Raw genomic sequence first — 20,670 nt, 5'->3', positions numbered from 1 at the left:
GTGATTACAATGACGGCGATAACGGACTGTCAGGTTCGGATTGATATCACTCCAATACGGGGAATTTCCCCATAAATGTTTCTAAAAACGAAACCAGAATCAAAAATTTCCTTCACAAAGCGTATGGATATAATTTTTATCGTTATTTACTAAAAACTTATTCTATATTTTTTCTTGTTAATTTTTTCTATGTCTTTTTTTACTGAAATAAAGAAATCTGGATATTCTTTATTAATTTTATTTACTTCATCAATGCATTTATCTTTTGGGGGTTGATAATTGTTTCCAGTTGCTCTTTTCGTAAATGCAACCTCTTCTGGATTTTCGATTTCTTGAGCCTGAATTACCGTTGAGATTTGGTCTGCCGTACTTTGCAAGGTGCAACTGCGCAGTAATTTTTCCCATTGGTTCTGAGGTATAAGATTTGTGTTTATATTTTCCATTATTGCATGTGAAATATTATTTTCTGATTTTAATTTATCAATATCAAATGCGGGAGCATGAAGGAGCCACGAGCCTACTGCAAAAAACAGCGCAAAAATCCCTCCTAATTCCGTTGCAATAGGTAAGGATTCCCGACCAGGGGATATGCCTAACGCGAGAGCTGTGGACCCAAGAAAAACGGCTAAGGATGCAAAAATACCAGAATAGGAAATAAAGTCAGAAATAGCCCAACATGTTCCAACGATAAAAATCGTAGCGGCTATAAATGGACGTAATTTTTCCATAACCAACCTCTCAAAAGAATTTGTTTCTATGTGCGTGGATAATAACAAATTCCATCTGGTCAACGTTATCCTCATGTGGAAATGAGGCGAAAATGGTCATTACCAACTTCGGGCAATTGCAATTTCCTCTAGCCTTGTCGTGTAGCGCGGAGAGAGAATCGCCTGGCGCGGGCTCCATGTTCTTTCCTGCCCTGTCGACGCTGTTCGCAATGTCCCTGATCCGAACCTCGCATTAATTACGTCTAAGGCAAGCATCGCTGTCGCGGACTTCTCTGGCGGTCGGCCGCTAAACATGAGCCCCTGGGTTCCTGCGGGGCGGAGATCCGTCAGGATTACGCCTGCCTTAAAATACCGGTATCCTGAAAGCCAGATAGCTCGGCCCAGCTTCGTTGCGTGCTGGACCAGGTCACGGGTGTCTGACGTCGGCTCGATCGTAATTGCAATATTGCGAGCGTACCAGGGGTCACCATTGTGCGGGTTTGTCTGTATCAGGACGGACAGATGCGCAGCTTCGAGATTATCCTCTCGTAATTTCTCTGCAGCGCGACTTGCGTAGTGCGCTATCGCTTCACGGATTTCATGCCACTCCGTCAGCAGTCTGCCAAACGTGCGGGTAGAGGCGATCGACTTTCGCTGACCTGAGACATCCAATAGCGGAAGGCATGACTGCCCACGAAGCTCTGCCTGCACCCGGCCACCAACGACTGTCAGCATTTGTCGTACGCTCTTCGCATCCAGTGTAACAAAATCGGCAACTGCCCGGATGCCCATCTCCTGAAGTTTCTGGGTGGTCTGTCGTCCGATGCCCCATACCTCATCTATGCTTGTTCGAGCGTACCAGTGTTGACGAACGGCATTATCCGTGAGGTCGCATAGCCCGTTCAGCTCTGGATGAGCCTTGGCGAGCCCATTCGTCAGCTTTGCAATTGTCTTGGTTGGCCCCCATCCGACGCAGGTCGGGATTTTGGCATGCTTGAGAACGTCCTGACGCAGTCGCGAGCAGCGCTGATAAAGATCGCCAGGAGGATTGCTCAGGTCGAGGAACATCTCGCCAATGAAATAAGGCTCAACAGCCGGTACACGCTCACTGAGCACCTGATACATACGTCGAGACATATCGGCATAGAGCGCATAATTTGATGAGTACCAAGCGACATGAGCGCTTTCGGGCCTCTTCCGAGCAAGGTGCCAGGGGTCGCCCATCCTGATACCTGCAGCCTTCGCCTCATGAGTCCGGGCAATGGCACAGCCGTCATTATTACTCAGAACCACGACAGGTGCATGTTTCAGGCGCGGCTCAAATGCGCGCTGGCAGGAGCAATAGAAGGAATTGCCGTCGATAAGTCCAAAGACGTGCATCAGACGTCGGTTCGGACTAAGCCAGTGGCTACGGCCCAGATTGAGACGTCAGTGTCTTCCTGAACCTGTATTGCGGTGACATCGGCGCCAGAGGGCTTCAGCCATCACTCTCCTCGCGCTGGGTCAGTTTGCAAACGCGCATTTCAGACCCTACGGTAGCCACCACTACGATACCCGTATGTGGCGCTACAGCAGAGTCCACTACCAAGATGTCCCCGTGTTTGATCCCTCTCCCCATCAAGGCTTCACCCTCAACGCGAATCGGATAACGGCTTGGTTGGCGCAGATCCAGGGCAGCCGCCATCAAGTCGATAGGGTCCTCGATGTTATCTGCGGCTGGTGATGCAAAACCCGTCGTCCGGTCGCCACGATATGCCATGTTCGCCTCCTGTCTATTGGAACAAAAAGAGAACATGAAGGGCCGCGTCAAATGAATTTTGGAACGAAGATTTGTTTGCGAGGAATTTCAGGGGGTTAGTCAGATTGCTCACAGGAGGTAGGCAAATCGTTTTACAAAATGCGCAAAAAATGACAGTTTTGCGTAGGGCAATTACGCAGTTTTACATATCTAAGTTATTGATATTGCTAATCATGTCGTTCTCGCTCGGACCTCCAGAAGGCTTTCCTTCCGAAAATCAGAGCAAGATTTTTCCTTTTCAGGAATGTGCTTCAGCATATGCTGCTGCGGCGCCGTAAAGTCCGGGCTGTGGATGCATGATGATTTTGACTGGCATCTCGCTCATCATGTTCTCAAAGCGTCCTTTGGCCACGAAGCGTTCTGCAAAGCCGGAATGTGCAAGGCTATTGGCCAGGCGCAGACCGAGACCTCCGCCGATGACTACGCCGCGTGCGCCGTGAGCCAGTGCCAGATCGCCCGAAACTGCGCCGAGACTCAGGCAGAATCGTTCGAGAGCGGCAGATGCCATCGTATCAGAGCCCTCAAGTGCCTTCGTCCATAGCGCGCGATTGTCTGTCAGAGTAACGGGCAACCCCTGGATCTCTGCGATCACTTCGTAAAGATTGGTGAGTCCAGGACCGGAGACAATGCGTTCTGCTGACACGCGACGAAAACGGCGGCGCAGAACATGGAGAATACGGTCCTCGAGTTCGTCCAGCGGCGGAAAATCGAGGTGTCCGCCTTCGGTTTCCATAACAAAATACTTGTTACTTCTACGTAGCAGACAAGCCGCGCCGAGACCGGTTCCCGGCCCTACGATCGTGATCGCACCTTCAGTGGGAAGATCGATCTCGGGGCCACAAAGATGCTGCATCTGTGAGGCATCAAGTTGAGCCACGGCATGAGCGACCGCACCGAAGTCATTGACGAGATTGAAGTTGTCCAACCCCAGTCTGGAGGAAAGCTGCGTTGGTTGGATGATCCAGGGATTGTTGGTCATCTTGAGGATATCGCCGGTCACAGGACATGCAACCGCGATACCGGCTTCTCGTGGGAGTGCCCGTCCGATCTGGCGACTGAATGCCTCCCAGGCCAGTGCAAGACTGGCATGCTCGGAGCATTTCAACGTCGTTGCTTCGCCGAGTTCGATAACTCGGCCTTCATCAACCGTGGCGATCGCAAAACGTGCGTGTGTTCCACCTATGTCGACCGCGACGATTTCTCTCATGACAGGCAATCCTCTGGTATTCTAACGGTCCAACCTGACCGAATCCGCACCAAGTTGCCTACCCCGGGCGTGCCGTCAAGTTTCGTGACGTTTGGGTAATCCTTATAGTTGTGGACGCTGGACAACCTTGGCTGATCTTACAATCCGATGGACCAGTGCCCGAGGCATGATTGCTTCAAGCAAGCGTACCAGCTGGAATGGCCATGGAAAGAGCAGATGGGCGCGTCCCTTCTCCATTGCATTTGCGATCAGTCGGGCTGCTTTTTCTGCAGAAACAAGAAATGGTCTGGCGCCTTCCAGTCGTTGGCTCATGGCGGTGTCCACGTATCCGGGAGATATGAGCGTCACCTTCACATCATGAGGTGTCATGGCGGCGTGTAGAGCCGTGCTGAAGCGTGCGAGACCTGCTTTTGAGCCACTATATGCCGTGGCCACCGGAAGATCATGAAACGCTGCTACGGAACCGATAAGCCCAATCCAGCCTTTTTTGCGTGCGGCCATGCGCCCTGCAGCTTCGGATGCCAGGGTGACGGGGGTCGTGAAGTTTACGAGCGAAATTGCGAGAACATCCTCTGCTTTTTCCGCTAGAGCCCCTACCGGGCGAATATCTCCGAGTCCTGCCCCAAGGATAAGCATGTCTACTGCTCGGGCATCATCCGCTGCGATGAAAGCGCTTAGCGCTGCTTGCGTGTCACACAGATCAAGTGCGAGGATTGTGACAGCCGCTCCCTTCCTGCGTGCCTCCTGCGCGCATTTTTCGAGCCGTTCGGTGTTCCTTCCCCACAGAGTAAGGTGATTTCCCGGACGGGCATAATAGCGCGCCAACGCTGCTCCGATGCCGCTTGAGGCACCGGTTATGAGAATGTGTCGACCATTTTGTGTGGCAGAAATGCGAGGATCAGACGTCATAGTGTTTATTTCTCATGGCCGGATAATTGTTGAACGGGTATAGCCCTCACATGCAATGTGACGCGACCCCGTGCTTTTCGGGACCCATCTTCCGCTTTCCCGGCTTTGCATGCCGGCCAGAAGTCCAAGGTTCTTTTCTATGACGTCGACGGATAGTCTGCAGATGCCTCCATCGAAGGACACACTGATCATCCGTCCCGTCACGACGCGCCGGCAGCTCAGACAGTTCATTACGCTTCCCAGGCATCTCTACAAGGGTATGCCAGGTTTCGTTGCGCCGCTCGACATGGAGCAGAATGACCTTCTGAACCCGCGCCGTTCGGCAGTTTTTCGCCATGCCAGCATACGATATTTTCTGGCATGGCGCGGCGACCGTCCGGTTGGTCGCATCGCGGCGATCGTGGATCATCGAGCCGTCCAGTACTGGGGGGAGAACGTCGGCAGCTTTGGTGCACTGGATGCGCTTCCTGATGGCGACGTTGTTAGCGCGCTACTGGACGCAGCTTCAGCGTGGCTCCGTCTTCAGGGCATGGAGCGCATTCGTGGCCCGGTCACACTGAGCGGAAATGGTGAATCCGGACAGATGGTGCGTGGGCAGGACGAACCGCCGATGATTGCGATGCCCTGGCATCCGAAAGAACTCGGTGGCTTTATCGAGGCTGCCGGTTTCCCTATTTCCGAAGATCTTTTGAGCTACAGGCTTGAGTTGAACGCCGAAACGGAAGCACGTTTTCGTGTTCCGGGCGATCTCCAGATTGGCGAAGGACGATTGGGATCAATCTCGGTTAACCGGCTCTCCAAGAAGCAGATTGCGTCTCAGGGTGAAGTTCTGCGCCGCCTTTATAACGATGCCTGGAGTGGGAAATATAATTTCGTTCCGCTTCAGGACTACGAAATGCAGAGCATGATCAACCAGCTGAAGCCACTGCTTCGGCCCGAGCATTACGTACAGATCGATCAGGACGGCGAGCCGGTCGCGATGGCCCTGGTTGTCCCAAATCTTTATGATATCGCGGGCGACCTGAACGGTTTTCCGTCCTTATTGGGATGGGTCAAGCTTGGTACGCGCCTTCTGACGCACCGTTTTCATTCTGCCCGCGTCATCCTTCTGGGGGTAACACGGCGTCTTCGCGGAACGATGCTTGGTGCACTTCTGCCCTCTCTTGCAATTTCGGAGCTCATGCGTCGTCGCAGCGCGCTGCCCTATGAATGGGTTGAGCTGGGATGGATCCAGGCTTCTGACACTGGCATGAGAAGTCTGGCCGAATCACTGGTTCCTGAGCCGTATAAGATTCATCGCCTTTATGAAAAGGCTCTGACCGATCCCGCGTGATGGTAGGAGGCTGGCAGATCAAAAATGCTGCCAGCCGATCTTGTCCAAAATTATGTCATGGCCATGAGCGTCAATAACGCGAACCTGTGAGCCCGGGACAACCTCTCCGATTCTGCTGATCATAATGCCATGCAGCCGAAAGGCGTCCACGAGAGCGCTTTCGTTCTGTGGGGGGCATGTCATGAGAAGTTCGTAGTCATCACCACCGCTCATGCATAACGCCTGAACGCTCTCTCCAAGCTGCTGCGCTGCCGTGGAGAGTGGTATATTCGCGGCATTGATGTGAAGGCTCACGCCTGATTCTTGGGCAATATGGCCGCAATCCTGAATCAGGCCGTCGGAGATATCCATTGCCGTACTGACAAGGCCATAGAGTGGCACGTCCGTTCGGGGTTGTGGCAGGTGATACCGGTTTGCAAGGAAACCAGTTTCATCGTGAAGTTTGCCTTGCAGAACCTGAAGGCCAAGGGCGGCATCTCCAATGGTCCCTGTTACCCAGACGCCATCTCCCGGCTTCGCAGAGTTCCGATGGAGTGCTGTTCCGATCTTCAGGCGGCCATAAACGGTGGCGCTCAGTACCAGAGGGCCATCTATTGATGTCGTGTCGCCGCCGAGCAGGAAGATCCTGTATTGATCCTGATCTGCTGCAAGCCCCTGTGAAAATGCGTCAAACCAGCTCTTGGAATATCGGCCGTTACGGGGAATTGTAACGTTCAGCGTATAAGCGTGGGGTTTGGCCCCCATGGCAGCAAGGTCAGAAAGGTTGCAGCGCAAAAGTTTGCGGCCAATCGTGCCGGGTGGGTCATTGGGCAGGAAATGAACGCCTTCAACCATCGTATCGGTCGAGATTGCGAACTCTTCGCCGGGCAATGACGACAGGACAGCACCGTCATTGCGTAGTTCGAAGGCTCCCGGGCCAGCCAGCGGCCGAAAATTACGGGCGATAAAGTCGAATTCGCCCGCCATGTATCAGACCTGTGCGTCGTGGCGGCGAGCAAGAGTGTCCAGGATGCCGTTGACCATCTTGGGTTCGTCGCCAAAGAAGAAGCCGTGTGCGACGTCCATGTATTCATTGATGATGATACGTGAGGCCGTTTCTGTTCCGATCTCGAAGGTTGCCGCACGTAGCAGTGCGCGCAATACCGGGTCAAGGCGGCTGATAGGCCACTGCTCGGGCAGAACGTCGCTTAACGTAGCGTCAATGGTGTCCTGTTTGAACGTGACGCCACGCACCACTTCGGCAAACAGTTTGAGGTCGGCATCAGGAATATGGCCGTCCTCGAAAGAAGCCGACGGCGTGACGCGACGATGCCGTTCGAACTGGTCGATTACGGTTTCAGCCGTATCGCCGGACTGTTCGCACTGAAACAGCCCCTGCACGGCTGCAACGCGAGCGATGGTACGGCTGCGACGCGGCGTGCGGATTGGGGGCGCGCTGGTGGCGGTCATGATGTCTCCTGAGGCCCGGTCTCCCGGGCGGTGGTTGAGCTTTCAAGTGCGGTAAGAGGCTTCATGTCGTCAAGGATCTTGGAGAAGGCCTCAACTTCACGAAAGTCGCGATACACGCTGGCGAACCGGACATAGGCCACCCCATCCACTTCGCGCAATGCGTCCATCGCCAGTTCCCCGATATGATGGGATGCGATTTCCTGCTCACCGGATGCTTCAAGCTGGCGGACAAGCCCGTTTACCAGCCGTTCCTGACGAATTTCTTCAACAGGACGCTTGCGGAGTGCAACACGAATGGAGCGGGCAAGTTTGTCTCTGTCAAAAGGAAGCCGCCGCCCATCTGCCTTGATGACAGTGAGTTCCCTAAGCTGGATGCGCTCGATCGTCGTGAAGCGCTGGGTACACGCCGAACATACACGCCGCCTGCGGATAGCGGTTCCGTCTTCGCTGGAGCGGCTATCCTTGACCTGTGTGTCTTCATTTCCGCAGAAGGGGCAACGCATGCACTGTCCTGAACTATTGCCGTTGGAGCACGGGAGGATGGAAGCAGTTTACCGAATCATGCGTTTGGACCCAAATAGAGCATCCACATGAGCGGGAGACTTTCGTTGAAACGCCTTTTTACCCTTCTTGCTGCTGTTACCTGCATGACAATTCCGCAGGCTTTCGCCCAAACTCAGGTTGCGGCCCCTGATCATGCATCAAATCAGCAGCATATCGTGGTCCTGCATGGCACATTGCGGCAGTCTCTCCATTTCCCAGAGCGTGCCTCAGGATATTTCACGATCCGTAATGATGATGGAGCTGACCATCTGCTTCAGGGCATAACCTCGCCGGTCTGTCATGAAATTGCTGCTCGTCACAGTAATCAGGAAACAACTCAGGCAACCGAAAATCTCTTTTCCCATCTTGCGCTCCCACATGATTCCAAGATGATTTTCCCGCCCTCGGGTTATCATCTTTTGTGCAGTGGGATCACTCAGATGCCAGCAGTTGGCAGCCGGGTGCCGTTTACATTCAGCTTTATGGGTGGAGACAGTGTGACCGTGTCCTTCGAAGTGACTTCTCCTGACGCCCCACCGCGTAGCGAGCCTAACCCTCAGTAACTCCTGAGGTCTCGGTTCAGGCCGTCACAGTACTGGTCAGTTCGCGCAGCGTGGCGAGAACGGAATCGCCATAGCGCTCAAGCTTGGAACCGCCCACGCCGCGTATGCTGCCGAGTTCTGCCTTGCTCGCAGGATGTTCGCGCGCGATATCGCGCAGCACCGAGTCATGGAAAATGACGTAAGGTGGAATTTCCTGCTCACGGGCCTCCGTTAATCGCCAAGACCGCAGAGCATCAAAGACGATGCGTTCCATCGGGTCGAGAGCATCGTTTTCGGCCTGGCTGGCCTTCACTGTGGTTACAAGCGTGCGGGCAGGATCCTGACGCAGTGCAATGCGTTCTTCCCCGCGCAGGATGGGTCTGGCCACTTCAATCTGTAGGCCCAGGCTTCCATGCTCGCCATGCATTCTGATTGCGCCGCGGGCAATAAGCTGGCGGATCACCGCACGCCACCAGGCTTCAGTCTGATCCTTGCCGACACCGAATACCGAAAGATGCTGGTAAGCATGCCTTTCCAGTGTTGGATTGAGCTTGCCTCTCAGCACGGATGTCAGATGAACAGCGCCCAGCCGCTGACCTGTTCTATAGATCGCTGAAAGAACTTTCTGTGCAGCCTCCGTGCCATCGAATGTCGAGACCGGATTGATGCAGTTGTCACAATGGCCACATGGTTCTGGCAATGTCTCTTCGAAACAGGCCAGAAGAGCCTGTGTCCGGCATCCCGTGGTTTCGGTCAGCGCAATCATGCTCTCCAGACGAGACTGCATGACACGTTTTTCGCTGTCAGGCGCATTGGACTGTTCAAGCCAGTGTCGCGCGCGGGCCATGTCTTCGCCGCCATAGAGAAGTAAGGTGTCCGAACGCTCCCCATCGCGGCCAGCTCGGCCGATCTGCTGGTAGTATGCTTCCGGCGAGGAGGGCATGTCCAGATGGACGACGCAGCGCACATCAGGGCGGTCAATGCCCATGCCAAATGCAATTGTGGCGACAATCACCATGTCTTCACCGGAGCGAAAACGCATGAGAGCGGCGCGTTTTTCTATTGGTGAAAGGCCTGCATGGAAGGCAAGCGCGGTTATGCCTTTGCCCCGAAGCATTGTCGCAACCCGCTCTGTCTTGTTGCGGCTTCCACAATAGACGATCGACGCACCCTGACGATGGTTTTCCAGCGTATCGAGAAGCTGTTTGCTTTCGCCACCCTTGGGGCGCGCCTCAACGAAAAGATTGGCGCGATGGAAGCTCGCCATCAGGACCCGTGCATCGGGCATTCCAAGAACCGAGAGGATATCGTTCTGCGTTCTCGGGTCTGCAGTCGCTGTCAGGGCAATGCGTGGAACATTGGGAAATAGCTCAGGCAAAGAGGCCAATGCGCGATATTCGGGACGGAATTCATGCCCCCAGGCCGACACACAGTGAGCCTCGTCGATCGCGATAACCGAAATCTTCTGCCGTGCAAGTGCAGCGCTTGTTGCTGGCTGAAGAAGTCTTTCCGGCGATATGTAGAGAATGTCGATCCGGCCTGACTTGAGGTCATCGCGCAGGGTGCCGCGCTCATCCGGTTCGAGTTCTGAATGAAGAGCAGCAGCGCGGATGCCCAGCTGCCGGAGGCCAGCCACCTGATCGTCCATCAGGGCGATCAGGGGAGAGACAACAAGGCCCATACCGTCCCTGCACAGTGCGGGGACCTGATAGCAGAGGCTCTTTCCCCCGCCAGTCGGCATGAGGACAAGAACATCCTCACCACGCATAACGGTTTCGACGGCCTCAGACTGAAGGCCGCGAAATGCCGGAAAGCCGAATACCCCTGCCAGAACATGTTCTGGAGAGGATCCGGGCTCAATGTTCAGGGAAGCGGGGCTGTCACCTTTCACCGGGCTCAGGAATTACTTGGGGTTGATCGTGATTGAAACACGACGAAGTGCGACGTGAGATGAGTCGATATCAGTGTCGGGAGTGGTTGTCTGAGAGACTTCTGCCCCTTCAATCCCCTCTTCCTGCAGACGCATGGCGACTGCCTTCGCGCGTGCAGTGGCCAGTTCTTTCAGAACATCCGGGTCACCATTAGCACCAGCTGACCCTGCAACCTGAATATGGGTGGCATGTTCTGCACGAGCAGCGACGGCGGCCTTGTGGATAACGGCTTGTGCGATCGGGTTCAGCGTTACGGAGTCACGATCGAAAAAGACAACATAGCTGTCGCGCGATGTGTCTTGTGCACAACCAGCCAGTGCAGCGGACAGGACAAAAACGGGAGCCGCGAGACGAAGTGAAACGGGAAGGCGAAACATGTCTGTCATCCTGTCGTAGTAAGGTTATCTGCGTCTAGGTGCCCTGAGCGGCAGGGCGGGTCAACTGGAACGGGAGACCGCCTGGCCATTATCAAGGCACCACACATGATCCAGCCGCTCTACGCCGGTGAGGCGATGAGCTATCAGCAGAACAGAACGCCCATCCCCCACCTCATTGAGGGTCTGAAGAAAAGCTCGCTCGGTATCCGCATCCAAGCCTGTTGCGGGCTCGTCAAGTATCAGGATAGGGGCCTTGGAGAGCAGCACACGCGCCAGTGCGACCCGTCGTCCCTGCCCGCCCGAAAGTTTCGAGCCGCTTTCACCAATCCAGGTATCCAGGCCTTCCGGCAGTTCTCGGACGACATCTGCGATTCGTGCTTTATCCAGTGCATCCCACAGATCCGCGTCCGTGATGTCCGTGCGTCCAAGCAGCAGGTTGCCACGGATCGTATCGTCGAACAGGTGGCTGGACTGGGACAACCAGGCAACCTGAGATCGCAGCGCATCATCCGAAAGGTGTGAAATATCAGTGCCGCCCAGCAGGATACGGCCCTGCTGTGGCGCGGCGACTTTCAGAATAAGAGCTGCAATGCTCGATTTTCCTGCGCCTGACGGGCCGATGAGAGCTGCACGCTCTCCCTGACGTAGGGTCAGGGAAAGGTTACGCAGGACAGGATCACGCCCTTCGGACCAGCCAAAAGTTACGTTCTCAAGCCTGATTTCACGGGATGTTGGCAGGGGATCAGTCCCTTGTGCCACTGCGGGTATGCGGTCCGCGATATCCACAATTCTTTCGGCTGCATGGGTGACCTGACCCGTCAGCAGTCCAGCACGCGAAAGGCCTGTGACACTGTCCAGAGCCGTGATGGCTACGAAAAGCGCTGTGACGCCAATGATGGGGGGCGTCTGATGAAAGACGATACCCGCCAGGGCGCACAGAACAGCCGCGACCCCGGCCTTCGCTGTCAGGCCTGCAAGTCCTTGCATCAGCGCCATTCTGACAGCCTGACGCTTCTGTGCTTCGAACAACGCTTCCTGACGGGCGGTCACTGCGTTCGCCAGCACATCTTCTGCACCGAATGCCCGCGCCTCACGTAAACCACCTGCAAGGTCCAGGGATGCCACGCGGAGATCAGCCTCGGCACGAAGAATGTCTGGACCAAAGCGCTCGGAGAGTTTCGATCCCAGAAATGTGAAGACGAATGCCAGAACGACGAAAAGCGCGGCGACTGTCAGGCCAACACCGATGCCAGCTTTGAGGCAGATGAAAGTAACGACCGGCAGGGTCAGGATGGCTGCGGCCATGGGAACGATGATCCGCAGATACAGATTGTCCAGTGTCTGGACATCGGAAACCAGCCGCGACAGGAGGTCTCCTGATCGCTGGAAGCCCAAACCCGCGGCCGCCCCGCGTGCCAGCTTGCGGTAAAACCAGACACGCAGGTCCGCGAGCGCACGAAACATCGCATCGTGCGTGTACAGGCGTTCGAAGTAACGCAATACGATCTGGGAGGCACCTGCCACGCGCAAAAGCATGTATCCGGCGCCAACCCCAATGACCGCACCTGTTAGGCGTCCACCCGCCTGCCCCATGAGCGTCAGGCCTGCACATACGGCCAGTTCTGCTATGACGATTCCCGTGATCAGGCGACCGTATTGCGGCTTCCAGACCTGCAGTATCCGGGCAAGAGCTTTGGGTGCATCCGTGCTCGACGGGGAATGCTTAGGAAGAAACGAGCCGCTCATGCTGCTTCTCCTGTAAAGGCAGCAACCTGACCCTGTTTCAGAAGCAGGTGACGGCCATGAAACTGTCTGGCCTGTGCGGAGTGACTGCACAGAATAACGGTCCGACCTTCGGAGAGCGCATGCAGGCTGGAGAGAATTTCAGCTTCAGTAGCGGGGTCCAGATGCGCGGTTGGTTCGTCCAGAAGGAGCAGAGGGGCATTCTTGAGATAGGCACGCGCAATGGCAATACGCTGCGCCTGCCCACCTGACAGGCCAAAGCCCCCTTCTCCGATGCGTGTGTCCAGGCCATCAGGCAGCGTTGAAAGGAAACCATCAACTGCTGCTGATTTTACTGCTGCCAGGATCTGCTCTTCGGAAGCATCAGGCCGGGCGAACAGGATATTTTCACGGATGGTTCCAGCGAAAATAACAGGTTTTTGGCCAATCCAACTGATGCAGGACGAAACCTGGTGTGGAGTGAGGGTGTTCATATCTGCCTCACCAAGAAGAACTCGCCCGCTTTCAGGGTTTATGAAGCCAAGGAGCATCTCGATCAGTGTGGACTTTCCTGCACCTGACTCGCCTTCGAGGATCAGTGTTTCACCCGCAGACAGCCGGAAATTGATATTCTGGATGGCGGGTCCACGCGTCGGATCCCAAGTATACGACACGTGTTCGGCGCTAAGGGCTACTCCCTTCGCAGTTCTGGTTGGCAGGGTGTGCGCTGAAGGATTTTTTTCGTGTGCGGGCATCGGAGCAAGATCATGCATTGCTTCAGCTGATGCTGTAGCGTGCGCGCGGTCCTGATATGCAGCAGATAATGCGCGAAAGGAGGCGAAAGCTTCTGGCACCATCAGTACTGCAAAGAGTGCCTTGGCTGTCATTGATTCGGACGTGGCAGACAGAAGGTCATGGCTCTGCGTTACGACAATCAAAACCAGCGCGATCACCATCGCAACATCGGTAGTTGCCGAAGCAATAAATGCAATACGAAGCACTTTCATCGTGCGTTTGCGTAAATCATCAGCGCTTGTTGCCAGAGCCTGCGCCTCACGCTCTGTTCCACCGGAAAGGACGATTGTTGCAATACCTTTGACGCGATCCAGAAAACGAGTTTGCAGACGTGTCATTGCCAGAAACTGGCGGCGGGAAGCCACGGCGGTAGCGATACCGAACACAGCTTGAAAAAACGGCAGTGAGGCGCAGCAGATCGCAAGGATAATGCCCGCCTGCCTGTTCTGCCAGAACACGAAAGCAACGACGATCCATTGCGATACCAGCCACAGGCTTGATGCTGGCAGCCATCGCGCGAAATAACCTTCGAGTGCCTCAACGCGATCGACAATTGTTGCCGCAATCGCTGAGCTGTGGCGCCGCCGCAGAAGTGCGGGACCTTCAGCCAGGATGCGCTCGAGAATTTCGTGGCGGAGGCGCCTTCTGGCAGCGACACTTGCAGAGCTCGCGAAGATCTCCTGCAGGACGCCAAGCCCGGTCCGGAGCGCGCAGGCCAGCAGGAATACGCAGATCGCAGGGGCGACGTGGTCTGGATCATGCAACAGGATGGCGGCCAGTGTTCTGGCAAGAGCCCAGCCCTGAAGGATGCCCAGGAATGTGGAGAAAAGCCCCACGACGGTTATGACGGATGTGCGCGAACGGCTTGCCCGTCCCTGTGCTTTCACCCACGCTTTCGCGATTGTCTTGTCCGCTTTCATGGCCTCTGCATATAGGTTGCAAAACGGCGCATAGACAGGGGCTAAGGCAATTCTTGCGCCTTATTTATACAGAATGTGGCTCGTCATGTGTCTTCCCGGTCGCGTATCTGGCTGTTTGTCGCCTGTTTCTGGTGACTGGCAATGGCTTCACGGGCCATGGAAACCGCCGTCCGGCCGGGTGGCGCGGGTACGAATTTCAGTGTGTAGAGCGTTCCGCCGTTGTTTTCGATATCAAGGCTTGCGTCGAGCTGTCGGGCAAAGCCGCGGATGAGCTGAAGGCCGATTCCCTCACGCCTTCCTGCTTCCGCCCGTGCCCTGCTCGCTGCCATGCCGATACCATCGTCCCGCAGTTGCAGCACAACACGTCGCGCCGGTTCGCTCTCGGTGCTCTCTGGTTTTTTAAGGGTGATGCTTATTGTGCCGCTCATCTCGTCTGGAAAAGCAAAGCGAAGCGCATTGCTAACGGCCTCTGTTACCACAAGTGCCAGAGGCACGGCCTGATCAGGGGAAATCATCACGTGATCAATATCGAGCTCAAGGCGGACGCGTGTCTGTGCGCCCATTCCGTTGGCTGAAAAAAGAATACTACACAGCTCTTCGAGAAAGCTTTTTACGTCCAGCGCGGAGAAACCGTTCTCGGAGTAGAGATAGCGATGAAGGGTAGCGAGCGCCCTCACCCGGTCTCGTACCAGGCGGAACTCTTCGCGTGCTTCCGTAGATCGAATACGGCTTGCCTGAAGATTCAAAAGAGATGCGATGACCTGAAGATTATTCTTCACGCGATGATGTATTTCGCGAATCAACATGTCCTGATTGTGCGCGGAACGCTCCAGGTTGCGTTCGTGTCGTGTAAGCCGACGTGTTGCACGCAGGAAGGCGCGTTCAAGATGTCTGATCTCGAAGGGAATGGCGCGATTGATGCGCGTATCGAAGGGAGCCCCTCGCCGCCAGTCAGCGACAGCACTTGCGAGCCTCTCCAGCGGATCAACCAGAAAGAATCTGGCTCCCAGCGCAACGCCCACAAGTTCGAGGGTCAGCAAACCAACGATAAGGGCAACACGTAGTATGAATAGGTGGAGCGCGTATGTTTCTGCAGCTGTTCTCTCTGTCGCCACCACAAGGCTGACAGAGCTGTAAGCGGTTTGAACCGCATATGTGGTATTGTCGCTAATAAAAACATCATGCAACGCACCTATTGTTGCGTCATGCTGAAGCCTGAGCGCGGCTTCCTGCGGTAATGGTGATGGTGCGACCAGATCGGGGAAAAGTGAAAATATGGATCCGTCACTCATCATGAGCATATGGCGGGCATTATCACTTGCGCCCAGAAGGAGGCGTCGGTCTCCACCTTGAAGATGGGTGCGCTGCCAGCCGAGAGTCCGAATAGCAATAACGTATCCCGTGACCGTGTGGCCCTTGAATATGGGTACGACAAAACGAACAAGCGGACCGCGTTCTCCCCGGAGAATGTCAATGCCGGATGTGGCATGTGCTTCCAACGGAGAAATAGCGGTAATAATTGGTTGGTTGCTTGTGCAGATAGCCCGTTCTTGAGTGGATGGAGGGGGCAATGTAACTGAAGGCTTGCCCGCAGCATCTGCAAGGATCAGAGCGCAGAAATGATTTTGTGAGACTGACTGAACCAGCCCGAATTCCTGAAAAGCATTTTCGCTGGAGAGGTTGCCTGTGGCGAGCATTTCCAGAACGGTGTGGGTCCTGTCCATGTCGCGTGAGATTTCGGAGGCAGCTAGGCTGGCGTCTCCTTCTGTGCGAAGCCTGCCATTGCCAACATTTTGTTCATAACTGTGCCACGCTAGGATACCGGCAATCGTGGCCAGCGGGACCGTGGTGGCGACAATCAGCGCCATAACGCGCGAGCCAACAGTGTCCAGAACGCCGAGGCTCCGGAAAATCAGCCTGTTATAAAGCGCACGCGGGGTGCGAATGCGACGGTAAATCTGATTGGGCGACGGGTCTGATGGACCTGGCCCTGGAAAATTCACTTGTTACGATCTTCCTCGATGAGCCGCAGAAGTTCCTCGGGAATAGGCTCGTTTGCGACGTCGTCGAAGAGCTGGTGCAGGCCTCTGCTAAGCCAGATATCAAACGGAGAACTCTGCTCCTCATCAGGTTTTCTGGATGAGCGAGAGGGTTTGTCTGCATGTCCTCCGATCATCTTTCGTCCTTGAACTTGAAAAAACAGAAATGTGCCGCTGGGTTCAGGGCCCGAGAGTAAACGACGTGATGCACCCGAGGTTCCCCGGTAACCGTGATTATGGCCAGAGAGTGGCGAAAACGGTTACGAAAAAACAAGCAACAAAGCAATCAGGTCAGGAAATAATTTCCCAACCCGATTGCTCTAGCAACTAAGCCGCTCTTTTGGCTTTCCTTCTCAGGAGAGAAGCAATTCCGTGTCATTCTGGCCATTACGGCGGTGTGTATCCATGGCGTTACGCAGGGCGCGGACTTTCTGATGGAGCTTGTCGTTGGCAGGTACGTCTCCGGTCATCCATGTTTCAAGCTGGCGACGTGCACGGAATACGCGGCTTTTAGCGGTGCCGACGGCGCAATTTGTTGCTAGAGCCAGATCTTCATAGCTCATGCCCTGAATGACAACCATGACAAGTGCTTCGCGTTGATCTGCAGGCAGACGTGAAAGCGCCATGGAGAGATCTTTCAGCGCAAGGCTGTCTTCATGGGTGGGAGCGCTGGCGAAGGACGATGCAGGCACATCGTCGATATCCGTCGTGTCCCGACGTTTGCGCAGATCGGAAATGAAGCGGTTTCGAAGAATACGGTGCATCCACGCAGAAAAATTTGTGCCGGGAATGAAGCTGTCCTGCGCGGCAAGAGCATTGCAGACGGCATCCTGCACCAGATCTTCTGCCGCCGCGCGGTTGCGTGTCAGGGAAAGAGCCTGGATGCGCAGCTTTGGCAGGATAGTGATGACCTGATCATGGAACGTCATGGATAATACTCCTGGTTTCGTTCGGTTCTTGCATGATCAATGAACGGCCTTTGAAGATCGTTGCATCGTTTCGAAAAAAAAGATGAAATTTTTCGAATATTTTTGAAAAACGTTGGATTTCAGCCAGAATTAATTAAGCTTTTTCCATGCTGGCCTGATGCCCGGCCAACATTGCAAGCTGAGAACGGGCTCTGGAAACCCGGGCTTTCATAGTGCCCGCGGGCACATCACAGACAACGGCTGCATCCTCGTATGACAGTTCCTGAGCTCCCACGAGGATTAACGCTTCACGAAGAAGTTCGGGGAGCTGCCACAGAAGCGCTCCCAGATCCTGGACGGCGTCACGCGCACTCTGCTGGGACGGTGCTTCAATGGATGGTGGTATATCCAATTCAATATCGAGCAGTATTTCCTGCTCCCGGGAATGCCTGCGTTTTTGCTCATAAAACGCGTTTCGCTGAATTGTAAAAAGCCACGCTTTTAGGACAGTTCCTTCTTCGAACTGGCTCTGTGCTGCTAGAGCGCGCACGATGGTATCCTGCACGAGATCATCTGCTGATGCCGGGTCACGCGTGAGAAAGCGCGCAAAACCACGCAGGTCAGGTAGAACCCTCAATAATCCTGCGCGGAACGTTGCGGTCGTGCCGGATTTTTCTGAGGAGGCGTTGTCGTGGCGCTGGTTTGGCAGATTGGCCTCCTTGGATCCGTTTGCAGTATTGCAGAGCCGGATGGATGACATCCGGTGACACTAGGCTAATATTGCTCGCCATGCCATGTTCCCACTCCAAGCGTGAAGGCATCCTTTGCCAGGACAGCTGCGACGCCCAGATTTTGCAAGAGGCCAGCTCTAAATGATTGATCGTGCACATCAGGATCTCGTGCGGGCCCTCCCTTATGCACGCCGTTTTGCACGGGCACTTTCCGGTAATCAGCGGACTGGGGATGGTCTCGTAGCGTCCGCTCTCAAGAAGTTGATGTCAGGGAATGCAGTTGCAGAGGACCTTCCCGCGCGCGCTGCTCTGTATCAGGTGCTCGTCCATGAATTTCAGGGCACAACAACTGATGGCGATGTTGGTATACCCTTGAAGCAAAGGGTTCTGCTGCTTCTGACCTCGCTTGAGGAATTGCCGCTCACTGCTGCAGCGGCTGTCCTCGACATTACGGAGGACGATGCTGCTGTTGCTCTGACCGCCGCACGAGAAGGTTTGAAAAGCATCGCGCAGACGAGTGTTCTCATTATTGAAGATGAGCCCATCATAGCGATGGATATTCAGGATCTGGTGGAGAGATGTGGTCATCGGATTGTAGGTGTAGCTCATACGGAGGCAGATGCGGTCCGGTTGGCAACTGAGACAAAGCCTGGCCTTATTCTGGCAGACATTAATCTTGGTGCAGGTGGGGATGGAATGCAGGCCGTCGTGCGCATTCTACGGCATCATGATGCTCCGGTTATTTTTGTAACGGCCTACCCCGAGCGCCTGCTGACTGGAGAGACTCATGAGCCGTCTTTCGTCATTACGAAACCCTTTGAGCCGATGATGCTTGCGGTAGCGACGTATCAGGCCGTTACTGGTGGCATGCAGAATATCTGATCGCTGACGAATTTCGCTGAGTGCGTCTCTTGCGGCCTTGCGCTGCCTGCGACACATAGGGTGCATGTCTGCACCCATCCTGCTTCTTCAGAATATCACTTATACTCTGGGCGGCCGCCCGCTTCTTGATGGAGCGGAGCTTGGCGTTCGCCCGGGAGAGCGCATTTGCCTCGTCGGGAGAAATGGCTCCGGAAAATCGACGCTTCTTAAAATAGCATCCGGTGACCTTGTGGCCGATGGCGGGACGCGTTTTGTGCAGCCTGGCGTGAAAGTTCATTATCTCGCACAAGAGCCTGATCTTTCATCATATTCCACCACTTTCGATTATGCTTCCGAAGGGCTGGATGAAAGCGAAAGCTATCGTGCCCGCTCGATGCTCGCAGAGCTTGGCATGACGGGTGAGGAATCCTGCAAAAGCCTTTCAGGCGGAGAAGTGCGACGTTGCGCACTTGCTCAGGCCTTGGCAGCGGAGCCGGATCTCCTGTTGCTGGATGAGCCGACGAACCATCTGGATCTTCCAAGTATTTCATGGCTTGAGCGTGAACTGGCGTCCTCGCGATGTGCGGTGATTGTGATCAGCCATGACAGGCGTCTTCTGGAAACACTATCTCGCTCGGTCGTGTGGCTTGAACAAGGCATTACGCGTCGACTGGATCAGGGGTTTGCGCGCTATGAAACATGGCGTGAAGAGGTTCTTGAGCAGGAAGAACGCGACGCACACAAGCTGGATCGTCAGATTGCGCGTGAAGAAGACTGGATGCGTTATGGCGTAACAGGGCGTCGTAAGCGCAATGTCCGGCGCGTTGCAGAACTTGCGGAATTGCGTGCGGAGCGTCGTGAAATTTCATCGCGTGCAACGGGTAGTCTGAAGATGTCTGCGACAGAAGCAGAGGGAACGGGCAAGATCACGATTGCTGCGGAAAACCTTGGCTGGGCTTTCGATGATCGCGAAATCGTCAAGGATCTGGATCTTAGAATTTTGCGCGGTGACCGTCTCGGCGTTGTTGGAGCCAACGGTGCAGGTAAGACCACGCTTCTACGTTTGCTGACGGGCCGCCTTGAGCCTCAAGTCGGAACGGTCCAGATGGGTCCGTCCGTTCAGATGGTAACCCTTGATCAGCAGCGCGAAAGCCTGGATCCGAATAAGACGCTCTCTGAAACTCTCACGGGTGGTAGTGGCGATATGGTGCAGGTTGGTGACGAAAAGCGCCATGTCATTGGGTATATGAAGGACTTTCTGTTCCGCCCGGAGCAAGCTCGCACACAGGTTGGGAAGCTTTCGGGTGGTGAGCGAGGGCGCCTGACACTTGCCTGTGCGCTCGCTCGCCCCTCAAGCCTTATGGTTCTTGATGAACCTACCAATGATCTGGATTTGGAAACGCTTGATCTGCTCCAGGACATGCTCGCTGACTATGCGGGTACGGTCCTGCTTGTCAGTCATGATCGTGATTTTCTTGATAGGGTTGCAGGGTCGGTTTTGGTAGCTGAGGGGGATGGTGCCTGGGTGGAATATGCCGGGGGCTATTCGGACATGCTTGCGCAGCGCGGCGGGAGTGCGCCTGCTGAGCGTCAGGTTTCTTCCGAAAAAATCGAACCTCCAAAAGCTGCAGTAAAATCAGACAGAAAAGCCCAGAAGCTTTCTTACAAGGATCAGAGGGTTCTGGATCTGCTGCCACAGCAGATGGCAAAATTGGAAAAGGCTATTATCGCCTACCGCGAAATATTGTCAGACCCTGGCCTGTATGCTCGTGATGCTGGAAAATTTCAGAAAGTTTCCGATGATTTGGAGAAAGCCGAGGCCGAACTCGTATCATCGGAAGAACAGTGGCTCGAACTTGAGGCCAAGAAGGAAGCGCTCGAAGCTCAATAATTTCTGG

General features: G+C 54.8%; 20 protein-coding genes. 4 read left to right on the top strand and 16 right to left on the bottom strand.

Annotated features, from left to right (window positions below):
- Positions 1-149: 149 nt before the first annotated feature.
- The 5 genes from GWA01_RS05635 to GWA01_RS05615 all read right to left on the bottom strand — a co-directional run bounded on the left by GWA01_RS05635 (position 150) and on the right by GWA01_RS05615 (position 4,621).
- Positions 150-728: a hypothetical protein gene (locus GWA01_RS05635; RefSeq protein ID WP_146794811.1), complete on the bottom strand. Its 579-nt coding sequence runs from the start codon at positions 726-728 to the stop codon at positions 150-152.
- Between the two features lie 99 nt (positions 729-827).
- Positions 828-2,087 (bottom strand): Y-family DNA polymerase, encoded by a 1,260-nt coding sequence (locus GWA01_RS05630; protein WP_146794809.1) that lies wholly within the window; start codon positions 2,085-2,087, stop codon positions 828-830.
- 97 nt (positions 2,088-2,184) lie between these two features.
- Positions 2,185-2,466, bottom strand: a complete 282-nt coding sequence (locus GWA01_RS05625; RefSeq protein ID WP_228118370.1) for a S24 family peptidase — start codon at positions 2,464-2,466, stop codon at positions 2,185-2,187.
- Positions 2,467-2,743: 277 nt separating this feature from the next.
- Positions 2,744-3,721 (bottom strand): glucokinase, encoded by a 978-nt coding sequence (gene glk / locus GWA01_RS05620; RefSeq protein WP_211581028.1) that lies wholly within the window; start codon positions 3,719-3,721, stop codon positions 2,744-2,746.
- Positions 3,722-3,814: 93 nt separating this feature from the next.
- A complete protein-coding gene (locus GWA01_RS05615) occupies positions 3,815-4,621 on the bottom strand; it encodes an SDR family NAD(P)-dependent oxidoreductase (RefSeq protein ID WP_146794805.1) in 807 nt (268 codons plus the stop codon).
- A 163-nt stretch (positions 4,622-4,784) separates the two neighbouring features.
- On the opposite strand from GWA01_RS05615, the gene GWA01_RS05610 reads away from it, so the two are divergent.
- Positions 4,785-5,954, top strand: coding sequence for a hypothetical protein (locus tag GWA01_RS05610; protein ID WP_146795578.1), 1,170 nt, complete (start codon positions 4,785-4,787; stop codon positions 5,952-5,954).
- An 18-nt stretch (positions 5,955-5,972) separates the two neighbouring features.
- Here the strand turns inward: GWA01_RS05610 and thiL are convergent, their stop codons facing one another.
- Genes thiL through nrdR form a run of 3 tightly spaced genes read right to left on the bottom strand, consistent with a single transcriptional unit; the run spans position 5,973 to position 7,906 of the window.
- Positions 5,973-6,920: a thiamine-phosphate kinase gene (gene thiL / locus GWA01_RS05605; protein ID WP_146794803.1), complete on the bottom strand. Its 948-nt coding sequence runs from the start codon at positions 6,918-6,920 to the stop codon at positions 5,973-5,975.
- Between the two features lie 3 nt (positions 6,921-6,923).
- On the bottom strand, positions 6,924-7,403 hold the full coding sequence (gene nusB / locus GWA01_RS05600; protein WP_146794801.1) for a transcription antitermination factor NusB: 480 nt from the start codon (positions 7,401-7,403) through the stop codon (positions 6,924-6,926).
- Entirely contained in the window at positions 7,400-7,906 is a 507-nt protein-coding gene (gene nrdR, locus GWA01_RS05595) for a transcriptional regulator NrdR (protein ID WP_146794799.1), read from the bottom strand. The genes nusB and nrdR overlap by 4 nt, the downstream gene beginning before the upstream one ends.
- An 87-nt stretch (positions 7,907-7,993) precedes the next feature.
- On the opposite strand from nrdR, the gene GWA01_RS05590 reads away from it, so the two are divergent.
- On the top strand, positions 7,994-8,509 hold the full coding sequence (locus GWA01_RS05590) for a copper chaperone PCu(A)C (protein ID WP_228118369.1): 516 nt from the start codon (positions 7,994-7,996) through the stop codon (positions 8,507-8,509).
- Between the two features lie 16 nt (positions 8,510-8,525).
- Here the strand turns inward: GWA01_RS05590 and recQ are convergent, their stop codons facing one another.
- From recQ to GWA01_RS05555, 8 genes are all read right to left on the bottom strand, one after another.
- Positions 8,526-10,379, bottom strand: coding sequence for a DNA helicase RecQ (gene recQ / locus GWA01_RS05585; RefSeq protein ID WP_186819472.1), 1,854 nt, complete (start codon positions 10,377-10,379; stop codon positions 8,526-8,528).
- Between the two features lie 12 nt (positions 10,380-10,391).
- Positions 10,392-10,796: an OmpA family protein gene (locus tag GWA01_RS05580; RefSeq protein ID WP_146794797.1), complete on the bottom strand. Its 405-nt coding sequence runs from the start codon at positions 10,794-10,796 to the stop codon at positions 10,392-10,394.
- Between the two features lie 60 nt (positions 10,797-10,856).
- A complete protein-coding gene (cydC, locus tag GWA01_RS05575; RefSeq protein ID WP_146794795.1) occupies positions 10,857-12,542 on the bottom strand; it encodes a thiol reductant ABC exporter subunit CydC in 1,686 nt (561 codons plus the stop codon).
- A complete protein-coding gene (gene cydD, locus GWA01_RS05570) occupies positions 12,539-14,233 on the bottom strand; it encodes a thiol reductant ABC exporter subunit CydD (RefSeq protein WP_146794793.1) in 1,695 nt (564 codons plus the stop codon). The genes cydC and cydD overlap by 4 nt, the downstream gene beginning before the upstream one ends.
- 83 nt (positions 14,234-14,316) lie before the next feature.
- The gene (locus GWA01_RS05565; protein WP_229315978.1) at positions 14,317-16,236 is read right to left on the bottom strand and encodes a sensor histidine kinase; all 1,920 of its coding nucleotides are present in this window, start codon (positions 16,234-16,236) and stop codon (positions 14,317-14,319) included.
- The gene (locus GWA01_RS12995; protein ID WP_186819471.1) at positions 16,233-16,409 is read right to left on the bottom strand and encodes a NepR family anti-sigma factor; all 177 of its coding nucleotides are present in this window, start codon (positions 16,407-16,409) and stop codon (positions 16,233-16,235) included. Before GWA01_RS12995 ends, GWA01_RS05565 begins: the two co-directional genes overlap by 4 nt.
- 216 nt (positions 16,410-16,625) lie before the next feature.
- A complete protein-coding gene (locus GWA01_RS05560) occupies positions 16,626-17,201 on the bottom strand; it encodes a sigma-70 family RNA polymerase sigma factor (RefSeq protein WP_146794791.1) in 576 nt (191 codons plus the stop codon).
- Between the two features lie 133 nt (positions 17,202-17,334).
- Positions 17,335-17,817 (bottom strand): sigma-70 family RNA polymerase sigma factor, encoded by a 483-nt coding sequence (locus GWA01_RS05555; RefSeq protein WP_228118462.1) that lies wholly within the window; start codon positions 17,815-17,817, stop codon positions 17,335-17,337.
- Positions 17,818-18,052: 235 nt separating this feature from the next.
- Between GWA01_RS05555 and GWA01_RS05550 the strand changes: the two genes are divergently transcribed.
- Both GWA01_RS05550 and GWA01_RS05545 read left to right on the top strand, forming a co-directional pair.
- Positions 18,053-18,793, top strand: coding sequence for a PhyR family response regulator anti-anti-sigma factor (locus tag GWA01_RS05550; RefSeq protein WP_146794787.1), 741 nt, complete (start codon positions 18,053-18,055; stop codon positions 18,791-18,793).
- A 64-nt stretch (positions 18,794-18,857) separates the two neighbouring features.
- Entirely contained in the window at positions 18,858-20,663 is a 1,806-nt protein-coding gene (locus GWA01_RS05545) for an ABC-F family ATP-binding cassette domain-containing protein (RefSeq protein ID WP_146794785.1), read from the top strand.
- The last annotated feature ends 7 nt before the right edge of the window (positions 20,664-20,670 follow it).

Source organism: Gluconobacter wancherniae NBRC 103581, from assembly GCF_007988885.1.
GTDB lineage: Bacteria > Pseudomonadota > Alphaproteobacteria > Acetobacterales > Acetobacteraceae > Gluconobacter > Gluconobacter wancherniae.
This window is presented reverse-complemented; position numbering and strand designations above follow the sequence as displayed.

What these genes read in the sequence shown, in the direction of transcription:
- GWA01_RS05615 (WP_146794805.1), bottom strand. Translation starts at nt 4,621, where the DNA reads ATGACGTCTGATCCTCGCATTTCTGCCACACAAAATGGTCGACACATT.
- cydD (WP_146794793.1), bottom strand. Translation starts at nt 14,233, where the DNA reads ATGAAAGCGGACAAGACAATCGCGAAAGCGTGGGTGAAAGCACAGGGA.
- GWA01_RS05635 (WP_146794811.1), bottom strand. Translation starts at nt 728, where the DNA reads ATGGAAAAATTACGTCCATTTATAGCCGCTACGATTTTTATCGTTGGA.
- GWA01_RS05550 (WP_146794787.1), top strand. Translation starts at nt 18,053, where the DNA reads ATGATTGATCGTGCACATCAGGATCTCGTGCGGGCCCTCCCTTATGCA.
- GWA01_RS12995 (WP_186819471.1), bottom strand. Translation starts at nt 16,409, where the DNA reads ATGATCGGAGGACATGCAGACAAACCCTCTCGCTCATCCAGAAAACCT.
- thiL (WP_146794803.1), bottom strand. Translation starts at nt 6,920, where the DNA reads ATGGCGGGCGAATTCGACTTTATCGCCCGTAATTTTCGGCCGCTGGCT.
- GWA01_RS05590 (WP_228118369.1), top strand. Translation starts at nt 7,994, where the DNA reads ATGAGCGGGAGACTTTCGTTGAAACGCCTTTTTACCCTTCTTGCTGCT.
- GWA01_RS05580 (WP_146794797.1), bottom strand. Translation starts at nt 10,796, where the DNA reads ATGTTTCGCCTTCCCGTTTCACTTCGTCTCGCGGCTCCCGTTTTTGTC.
- GWA01_RS05560 (WP_146794791.1), bottom strand. Translation starts at nt 17,201, where the DNA reads ATGACGTTCCATGATCAGGTCATCACTATCCTGCCAAAGCTGCGCATC.
- GWA01_RS05630 (WP_146794809.1), bottom strand. Translation starts at nt 2,087, where the DNA reads ATGCACGTCTTTGGACTTATCGACGGCAATTCCTTCTATTGCTCCTGC.
- GWA01_RS05625 (WP_228118370.1), bottom strand. Translation starts at nt 2,466, where the DNA reads ATGGCATATCGTGGCGACCGGACGACGGGTTTTGCATCACCAGCCGCA.
- GWA01_RS05545 (WP_146794785.1), top strand. Translation starts at nt 18,858, where the DNA reads ATGTCTGCACCCATCCTGCTTCTTCAGAATATCACTTATACTCTGGGC.
- nrdR (WP_146794799.1), bottom strand. Translation starts at nt 7,906, where the DNA reads ATGCGTTGCCCCTTCTGCGGAAATGAAGACACACAGGTCAAGGATAGC.
- nusB (WP_146794801.1), bottom strand. Translation starts at nt 7,403, where the DNA reads ATGACCGCCACCAGCGCGCCCCCAATCCGCACGCCGCGTCGCAGCCGT.
- GWA01_RS05610 (WP_146795578.1), top strand. Translation starts at nt 4,785, where the DNA reads ATGCCTCCATCGAAGGACACACTGATCATCCGTCCCGTCACGACGCGC.
- cydC (WP_146794795.1), bottom strand. Translation starts at nt 12,542, where the DNA reads ATGAGCGGCTCGTTTCTTCCTAAGCATTCCCCGTCGAGCACGGATGCA.